Genomic DNA, 6,375 nt, shown 5'->3' on the forward strand with positions numbered 1-6,375 from the left:
AAAACATCAATCGTCAGTTGCAGGCAGCTTTACACATCCCGGGGCTCGCGTGCCAATACATACACTTCCCGTGACCGAGGCCGCGAGGCCTTCGGTTTGCGCACCTTGACCGAGCGAAACCGGCGGCGCACCTCGGCCAGGTAGGCATCGGAACCTTCGCCCTGAAACAGCTTGACCAGAAAAGCCCCCCGGGGGTTCAGAATCTGGGTGGCCAACTCCAGCGCCAGTTCACACAGATGGATGGAACGCGGCTGATCCACGGCATCCGTACCGGTCAGGTTGGGGGCCATATCGGAAAGCACAAGGTCGGCCGGCTCGTCCCCGAGCGCGCTCAGGATCGCATCCAGCACGGCGTCCTCGCGGAAGTCGCCGGTCACGATCTCCGCGCCCGGCACGGGATCCATGGGCAGGATATCGGTCGCGATTAGGACCCCTTTGCGCCCGATTTTCTGCGCGGCGTACTGGGTCCAGCCGCCCGGCGCCGCACCCAGGTCCACCACGCGCATCCCGGGCTTCAGCAGCCGGTCGCGCTCGTCGAGCTCCTGCAGCTTGTAGACCGCGCGCCCGCGGTAGCCCTCCTGCTGGGCCCGCTGGACGTAGGGGTCATCGAAATGTTCCTTCAGCCAGCGCTGGCTGGAGCGGCTACGCTTGGGCATGCCCGATCCTTGCGCCGGCACTCGGCGTGCTACAATTTTGGCTTTCCAACACCGAAAAACGGCCTCCCGTGAATCTGACCGACGCGCAACGCCGCCACCTGCGCAGCCTCGCCCATCCCCGCAAACCCGTCGTGACCATTGGCCGCAACGGGCTGACCGACGCGGTGCTGGCGGAACTGGAACTGGCGCTCACCCACCACGAACTGGTCAAGATCAAGGTGAATATCGGGGATCGCGAGGCCCGCAACGGGGCCGTCGAGGAACTGTGCGAGCGCACCGGCGCCGAGCGGATTCAGCGCATCGGTCATGTCGCCACCCTGTTCCGGCGCAACCCGGAGGACCCGAAGGTCTCGCTGGACCCGGCCTGACAGCCGGATACGGCGGCGTCAGTTGACGTAGCGGACCTCCAGGATCTCGTACTCCGTCTCCCCGCCCGGGGCCTGCACGGTGACCACATCGCCCTCTTCCTTACCGATCAGCGCCCGCGCGATTGGGGAAGACACCGAGATCATGTTGTTCTTGATGTCGGCCTCGTCCTCGCCCACGATCTTGTAGGTCACCTGGCGCCCGTCCTCGGTCGCCTCCAGCACCACCGTGGTGCCGAACACGACCTTGCCGGTCTGCGGCAGGGCCGTGACGTCGATGATTTGGGCATTGGAGAGCTTCGCCTCCAGCTCGCGGATGCGGCCCTCGATGAAGCTCTGCTGCTCGCGCGCGGCGTGATACTCGGCGTTCTCCTTGAGGTCACCATGCTCGCGCGCCTCGGAGATCGCGTTGACCACGCGCGGGCGGTCCTCGCCCTTCAGCTTCTTCAGCTCTTCCTTCATCTTTTCCGCGCCAGTCACGGTCAAGGGCGTCTTGTTCATGCGCTTTTCCCTCCGAGATTTTCCTGGTGGAGGTCCTGCAGCCGGAAGACGTCGTTCGCCCCCAGATGATCCAGGGCCTGCACGGTGGCCTTGGCCCCGGCAATGGTGGTGGTATAGCCCACCTTGTGCATCAGCGCCTCACGGCGGATGGTGTAGGAGTCGGAGGTCGACTGCTTGCCCTCCACGGTGTTGATGATGAAGCTGATCTCGTCGTTCTTGATCATGTCCACGATATGCGGACGACCCTCGGTGACCTTGTTCACGCGGGTCACCGCGATCCCGGCCTCCTCCAGCACGTTCGCCGTGCCCCGGGTGGCCAGAACCTCGAAACCCAGCTCGACCAGGCGGCGCGCGACTTCACCCACCAGCGGCTTGTCGATCTCGCGCACGGACACGAAGGCCTTGCCGGTGGACGGCAGCAGCACGCCCGCCCCCAGCTGGCTCTTGGCGAAGGCCTCGGCGAAGCTGCGACCGACCCCCATCACCTCGCCGGTGGACTTCATCTCCGGCCCCAGGATCGGGTCCACGCCCTGGAACTTAGCGAACGGGAACACCGATTCCTTTACCGAGTAGTAATCGGGGTAGACCGCATCGCCCACGCCCTGCTCGGGCAGGGTCTGCCCGGCCATGCAGCGCGCGGCGATCTTGGCCAGCGGCCGGCCCACGCTCTTGGAGACGTACGGCACGGTGCGCGAGGCGCGCGGATTCACCTCCAGCACGTAGATGTCATTGCCCTTGATCGCGAACTGGGTGTTCATCAGGCCCACGACCTTCAGCCCCAGCGCCATCTTGCGCACCTGCTCGACCATCTCGTCCTGCAGTTCCATGGACAGCGAGAACGGCGGAAGCGAGCAGGCGGAGTCGCCCGAGTGCACGCCCGCCTGCTCAATGTGCTCCATGATCCCACCGATGATCACGTTCTCGCCGTCCGAGATGGCATCGACATCGACCTCGATCGCGTCATCCAGGAAGCGGTCCAGCAGCACCGGGGCATCGTTGGAGACGGACACGGCGTTCTGCATGTAGCTGCGCAGGTCCTCGCGGTCGCGCACGATCTCCATCGCGCGGCCACCGAGCACGTAGGACGGACGCACCACCAGCGGGTAGCCGATCTCGTCGGCCAGCTTCTCCGCCTCTTCCTCGCTGCGCGCGGTGCGGTTCGGCGGCTGCTTGAGCCCCAGCTTGTTCAGCAGCGCCTGGAAGCGCTCGCGGTCCTCGGCCAGGTCGATCGAGTCCGGGCTCGTGCCGATGATCGGCACGCCGGCCGCCTCGAGATCCCGCGCCAGCTTCAGCGGGGTCTGCCCGCCGTACTGCACGATCACGCCGGCCGGGTTCTCGGTCGCCACGACCTCCAGCACGTCTTCCAGGGTCAACGGCTCGAAGTACAGCCGATCCGAGGTGTCATAGTCGGTGGAGACGGTCTCCGGGTTGCAGTTGACCATGATGGTCTCGTAGCCATCCTCGCGCATCGCCAGCGCCGCGTGCACGCAACAGTAGTCGAACTCGATGCCCTGGCCGATGCGGTTCGGCCCGCCGCCCAGGACCATGATCTTCTGCTTGTCGGTTGGCTCCGCCTCGTTCTCCTCTTCGTACGACGAGTACATATAGGCGGTGGTGGTCGCGAACTCGGCCGCGCAGGTATCCACCCGCTTGTACACCGGGCGCACGCCCAGGCCGTGGCGGTGCTTGCGCACGGCCTTTTCCGTCTCGTTGAGGATCGTCGCCAGGCGCAGGTCGGAGAAGCCGCGCTGCTTCAGGCGGTACATCTCCTCGGCCTTGATGTCGCCCAGGATGCGGTCGCGCAGGCCCTTCTCGACGTCCACCAGTTCCTGGATCTGCGCCAGGAACCAGGGGTCGATCGCGGTCAGGTCGAAGATGTCCTGGATCGAGAAGCCGGCGCGGAAGGCGTCGGCCACGTACAGCACCTGCTCCGGGCTGGGATTGGCGAGCTTGGTGCGCAGCTGGTCCACCACGTCGTCGGCTTGCAGGTCGATACGCTCGTCGAGGCCGTCCATGCCGGTCTCCATCGAGCGCAGCGCCTTCTGGAACGACTCCTGGAAGGTGCGGCCGATGGCCATCGCCTCGCCCACCGCCTTCATCTGCGTGGTCAGGCGCGCTTCGGCCTGCGGGAATTTCTCGAAGGTGAAGCGCGGGATCTTGGTGACCACGTAGTCGATAGACGGCTCGAACGAGGCCGGCGTCAGCCCGCCGGTGATCTCGTTTTTCAGCTCGTCCAGGGTGTAGCCCACCGCCAGCTTGGCAGCGACCTTGGCGATCGGGAAGCCAGTCGCCTTGGAGGCCAGCGCCGAGGAGCGCGACACCCGCGGGTTCATCTCGATCACGATCATGCGCCCGTTCTCCGGGTTGATCGCGAACTGCACGTTGGAGCCACCGGTCTCCACGCCGATCTTGCGCAGCACCGCCAGCGAGGCGTCGCGCATGATCTGGTATTCCTTGTCGGTCAGGGTCTGCGCCGGGGCCACAGTGATCGAGTCCCCGGTGTGGATACCCATCGGGTCCAGGTTCTCGATGGAGCAGATGATGATGCAGTTGTCCGCCTTGTCGCGGACCACCTCCATCTCGAACTCCTTCCAGCCAAGCGCCGATTCCTCCAGCAACACCTGGTTTACCGGCGAGAGGTCGAGCCCGTTCTTGACGATGTACTCGAACTCCTCGCGGTTGTAGGCGATACCGCCCCCCGAGCCGCCGAGGGTGAACGACGGGCGGATGATTACCGGGAAGCCGATCTTCGGCTGGATCTCCTGCGCCTCCTCCCAGGAGTGCGCGAGCATCGCGGTCGGGGTGTCCAGACCGATATCGGCCATCGCCGCCTTGAAGTGATCGCGGTCCTCGGCCATGTCGATCGCCGCCTCGTTGGCGCCGATCATCTCCACCCCGAACTTCTCGAGCACGCCTTCCTTCGACAGGTCCAGCGCGCAGTTCAGCGCGGTCTGACCGCCCATGGTCGGCAGCACCGCATCCGGGCGCTCCTTCTCGATGATCTTGGCGACCGTCTCCCACTCCACCGGCTCGATGTAGGTGGCATCCGCCATCTCCGGATCGGTCATGATGGTCGCCGGATTGGAGTTCACCAGGATCACCCGGTAACCCTCCTCGCGCAGGGCCTTGCAGGCCTGGGCGCCGGAGTAGTCGAACTCGCAGGCCTGACCGATCACGATCGGGCCGGCCCCGAGGATCAGGATGCTCTGGATGTCGGTACGCTTGGGCATGTGACGGCTCTCGCAGGCTGTCGAAATCGGAAATCGGGAGGAGGAGCTTTAGCGGCGCGCTGCGCGCATCATCTCGACGAAGTCGTCGAACGCCGGGGACACGTCGTGCGGGCCCGGGCTGGCCTCGGGGTGTCCCTGCAGGCTGAAGGCCGGGCAGTCGGTGCGGGCAATACCCTGCAGCGTGCCGTCGAACAGCGACCGGTAAGTCGGCGTCAGCGTATCGGGCAGGTTGTCCTCGTCGATCGCAAAGCCGTGGTTCTGCGACGAGATCATCACCCGCCCGCTTTCCTCGTGGCGGATCGGGTGGTTCGCCCCGTGGTGGCCGAACTTCATCTTCACGCTCTTGCCGCCGCTGGCGATGCCCAGCAGCTGATGCCCGAGGCAGATGCCGAACAGCGGCAGCTTGCGCTCGCAGATGTCGCGGATCGCCTCGATCGCGTACGTGCAGGGTTCGGGGTCGCCCGGGCCGTTGGACAGGAACACCCCGTCGGGCTTCAGCTCCATCACCTCGTCCACCGGGGTCTCGGCCGGCACCACGGTCACGCGGCAGCCCCGGTCCGCCAGCTTGCGCAGGATGTTCTGCTTCATGCCGAAGTCGTAGGCCACCACATGAAATTCAGCCTGCTCCGGGTCCACCCGGGCCGGCTCTTCGCCGAGCTGCCAGGTGCCCTCCAGCCATTCGTAGCGGCTGCGCGTGGTGACCTCGCGCGCCAGGTCCATGCCCTTGATGCCGGGAAACTCGCGCGCGGCGGCCAGGGCCGCTTGCTCGTCCACCTCACCGGCCTGGATGCAGCCGTTCAGCGCGCCCTTCTCGCGCAGAATGCGGGTCAGCTTGCGGGTATCGATCCCGCTGATCGCCACGATGCCATGACGCAGCAGGTAATCCGGCAAGGATTCGCGCGAGCGCCAGTTGGACACCAGCGGCGGCAGGTCGCGGATGACCAGCCCGGCGGCATAGGCGCGGGTGGACTCGTCATCCTCCGGGTTGGTACCGGTGTTGCCGATATGCGGATAGGTCAGCGTGACCATCTGCCGGTGGTAGGAGGGATCCGTCAGGATCTCCTGATAACCGGTCATCGCGGTGTTGAACACCACCTCGCCAACCGTCTGGCCCTGGGCGCCAATCGCCTGACCATGAAACACAGTGCCATCTTCCAGGACGAGCAGAGCGGGCGCGGACACAGGGGACCTCCGGATGGTCTGGGTCGGGGCCGCCAGGCGGTTCGCCGGCGGCGGTACTGCGATCGATTCGGGTCTTTGACCCGGCCTCGCCCGCACCGTTTCAACAGGGACGGGACCCTGTTCTGGACAACGGTTCGGTGCTCGCGGGACGGGTACGGATACGTCTTCAAGTGTACGCGAGCGCCGCGCGCGGCGTCCAACGAGATGCCCGCTTGCGACGTCATCCGCCTCTCCGCTCCAGCCCGGCGATCCCTCATTCTATGCCGTTGATGGCTGGCCCCCGTTCGTCGCCTGGTGTTTCACCTGCCTTCGGTCCGCCGCCTGCCTGGTTGTGGCTGGTCCTGGTTCATCGTTCGGTTTTTACGGTGCCTCCGGTCCACATACTGCCTGGCGCTGACTCGCCAGCGCGCCGCGAGGTACTTCTTTGCTCGTGCAAAGAAG

The 6,375-nt window shown here is 65.7% G+C and carries 5 protein-coding genes; 1 reads left to right on the forward strand and 4 read right to left on the reverse strand.

The window, feature by feature from the left end; all coding sequences use genetic code 11:
* Nucleotides 1–29: 29 nt before the first annotated feature.
* Entirely contained in the window at nucleotides 30–656 is a 627-nt protein-coding gene (gene rlmE, locus H609_RS0113230; protein ID WP_028485130.1) for a 23S rRNA (uridine(2552)-2'-O)-methyltransferase RlmE, read from the reverse strand.
* A 68-nt stretch (nucleotides 657–724) separates the two neighbouring features.
* On the opposite strand from rlmE, the gene yhbY reads away from it, so the two are divergent.
* Nucleotides 725–1,024 carry a ribosome assembly RNA-binding protein YhbY gene (gene yhbY / locus H609_RS0113235; protein WP_018867784.1) on the forward strand — a complete coding sequence of 100 codons (300 nt, stop codon included), beginning with the start codon at nucleotides 725–727 and terminating at the stop codon, nucleotides 1,022–1,024.
* 18 nt (nucleotides 1,025–1,042) lie between these two features.
* On the opposite strand, the gene greA is transcribed toward yhbY, so the two are convergent.
* Genes greA through carA form a run of 3 tightly spaced genes read right to left on the reverse strand, consistent with a single transcriptional unit; the run spans nucleotide 1,043 to nucleotide 5,934 of the window.
* The gene (gene greA, locus H609_RS0113240; RefSeq protein WP_018867783.1) at nucleotides 1,043–1,522 is read right to left on the reverse strand and encodes a transcription elongation factor GreA; all 480 of its coding nucleotides are present in this window, start codon (nucleotides 1,520–1,522) and stop codon (nucleotides 1,043–1,045) included.
* Nucleotides 1,519–4,752, reverse strand: coding sequence for a carbamoyl-phosphate synthase large subunit (gene carB / locus H609_RS0113245; RefSeq protein WP_028485131.1), 3,234 nt, complete (start codon nucleotides 4,750–4,752; stop codon nucleotides 1,519–1,521). The genes greA and carB overlap by 4 nt, the downstream gene beginning before the upstream one ends.
* A gap of 48 nt (nucleotides 4,753–4,800) precedes the next feature.
* Entirely contained in the window at nucleotides 4,801–5,934 is a 1,134-nt protein-coding gene (carA, locus tag H609_RS0113250; protein ID WP_019584273.1) for a glutamine-hydrolyzing carbamoyl-phosphate synthase small subunit, read from the reverse strand.
* Nucleotides 5,935–6,375: the final 441 nt, after the last annotated feature.

Source organism: Thioalkalivibrio sp. ALE17, assembly GCF_000425605.1.
GTDB lineage: Bacteria > Pseudomonadota > Gammaproteobacteria > Ectothiorhodospirales > Ectothiorhodospiraceae > Thioalkalivibrio.

Coding starts and splice junctions, on each gene's coding strand:
- carB (WP_028485131.1), bottom strand. CDS start 4,752: ATGCCCAAGCGTACCGACATCCAGAGCATCCTGATCCTCGGGGCCGGC.
- greA (WP_018867783.1), bottom strand. CDS start 1,522: ATGAACAAGACGCCCTTGACCGTGACTGGCGCGGAAAAGATGAAGGAA.
- rlmE (WP_028485130.1), bottom strand. CDS start 656: ATGCCCAAGCGTAGCCGCTCCAGCCAGCGCTGGCTGAAGGAACATTTC.